The 2,159-nt window shown below is 71.0% G+C and carries 2 protein-coding genes; one reads left to right on the top strand and one right to left on the bottom strand.

Translation table 11 applies throughout. The features are described from left to right. A partial coding sequence (locus ACWDS7_RS48060) for a TetR/AcrR family transcriptional regulator (protein ID WP_451934767.1) occupies positions 1 to 554 on the bottom strand: 554 nt, incomplete at its 3' end. A 232-nt stretch (positions 555 to 786) separates the two neighbouring features. Between ACWDS7_RS48060 and ACWDS7_RS48065 the strand changes: the two genes are divergently transcribed. Beyond that, entirely contained in the window at positions 787 to 1,659 is an 873-nt protein-coding gene (locus ACWDS7_RS48065) for an NAD(P)H-binding protein (RefSeq protein ID WP_451934768.1), read from the top strand. The last annotated feature ends 500 nt before the right edge of the window (positions 1,660 to 2,159 follow it).

The following is a 2,159-nucleotide window of genomic DNA, read 5'->3' on the forward strand; positions in this document are numbered from 1 at the left end:
AGGGGCCCCGGCCAGCACGCCGGGGCCCGGCTGCATTCAGGGGGTTGAAACCGCCGCCGACCGGAACGGGAGTAGGCGGCGGCCGTGACGGAGGGGAACAGGTCGCGGCCGGCATCGGTGCCGGTGCGTGCCGCGATCGCCTCGGCGAGCGGACCCTCCGCCATGGTGAACGCCTTCAGCGCCTCGCCCTCCAGCTCGGGCGTCGACATGATCATGCGCAGCCCCGCCTTGTCGGGCTCGGGATCGGTGTAGAGCTCGATCACGGCCGCGATGACGGCCTGGTCGAGCGGCTCGTCGGCGGGCCGGGAGCGCAACGCCTCCCCGGCGCGCCTGGACCGGTCGGCCTGAAAGGCGCAGATCGCCTCCTCCCGGCTGGAGAAGTAGTTGTTGTAGGTGCGGGGTGACACTCCCGCGGCCGCGGCGATGTCGTGGACGCGCACGAGGGCCAGCCCGTTGGGGCCCTGCTCGACGGCCAGGCGCAGCGCGGCGTGGCTGATCGCCTCCCGGGTGGCCCGCCGGTTGCGCGTCCGGAGGTCCATGGCGTCGTCGTTCATGGGTCGACTCTACCCGATGCTGCGTCTCACGCACTATGTGCGTGGCGCGCAATTTGTGGGTGGGGTGCGACGGGACGCCTGGCACTCACACCTGGAGAGTGTCAACCGCAGGGCGTGTGCCGGGACGGCGAACCCGCCCGGCTGGCCACCAGGCTCTGTTGCCTGCTGTGGCATCAGATGACGCGCAGATCAGGATGTAGGACTGGAACTGTCCTACTTGGCCTCTAATGTCATGGGTACAGCGAACACCAACCCGTTCCGCACACAACTGGAGTGCATCACCATGACTTTTCTCGTCACCGGAGCCACCGGGACCGTCGGCCGCCTCGTCGTCGCCGAGCTGCTGGAAGCCGGTCAGCGGGTGCGTGCGCTCACCCGGAACCCGGCCAAGGCCGACCTGCCCGCGGGCGTCGAGGTGGTCGGCGGCGACCTGGGCGACCCCGGCACCCTGGGCCGGGCGTTCGACGGCGTCGTCGGCGTCCACCTGATCAACTTCGCCGGTGACGACTACGCGCCCCTGCAGTACGGCGAGCAGATCGTGGAGCTGCTCGCCGAGTCGGGCGTCAAGCGGGTCACCGTGCTCGGCGGGCGGGTGGACGGTCCGCTGGAGAGCGCGCTGGCCTCGAGCACGCTGGAGTGGACGCTGCTCAACCCGGTGGAGTTCATGTCCAACACGCTCAAGTGGTGGGCCGACGGCGTGCGCCACCAGGGCGCCGTCCGCGAGCCGTTCGGCGGGCGGCTCAGCGCGATGGTCCACGAGCGCGACATCGCGGCCGTGGCCGCCAAGGTGCTCGTCGAGGGCGGACACGACGGGCGCACCTACACGCTGACCGGCCCCGAGGCGCTGCGCACCACCGAGAAGATCGAGCAACTCGGCGCGGCGATCGGCAAGGAGATCGCCTTCGAGGAGCTGACCGAGGCGCAGGCCCGTGAGATGTGGGCCGGGTTCGGCATGGGTCAGGAGACGATCGAGTTCCTGATCGACGCGCTCGGCAACACCCCGGAGGTCGGCTACACCGTGGTGCCGACCGTCGAGGAGGTCACCGGGCGTCCGGCCCGGTCCTTCGCCGAGTGGGCGCGCGAGAACGCCGAGTCGTTCCGCTGAACCCGGGGCCAGGTGTCCACGGCGTACGACGTTGACGGGCGACGGCCGTCCTCGGCGACGAGGCGGGACCGGGGACGCGGTGGCCCGGCGGGCCGCCGCGTCGTACCCGGCGACCTCGCGGACCGGCTGTACCGGCCGTCGGACACCACCGAGTGGCCACACCTTCGTTCGGCCACCGGTCGGGACAGGATAGCCTGGGCGGCCGGTGACGGCCCTGCGAGAAGCGCCTGTGTCGCGTACCCGGTGCCGCGTCGTCACAGATCGGGGTGCTGCCCTGTCTTTCCGGCAGGACGAGTTCACGGAGCGACAGGAGCGAGACCTTGCCACCAGCTGACAGGACCATCCGGATCCGCGTCCGAATGAGAGCTCGTCCCATCGACGAGCCGCACCGCGTGTCGAGCCAGCTGGAGCTCCTGTTCGACCTCACCTTCGTGGTCGCGGTCGCGGCCGTCACCGCCCGGCTCGCGCACGACATCGCCGACGGTCACGGGCTCGCCGGA

The sequence above is a fragment of the Streptosporangium sp. NPDC003464 genome, assembly GCF_053588315.1.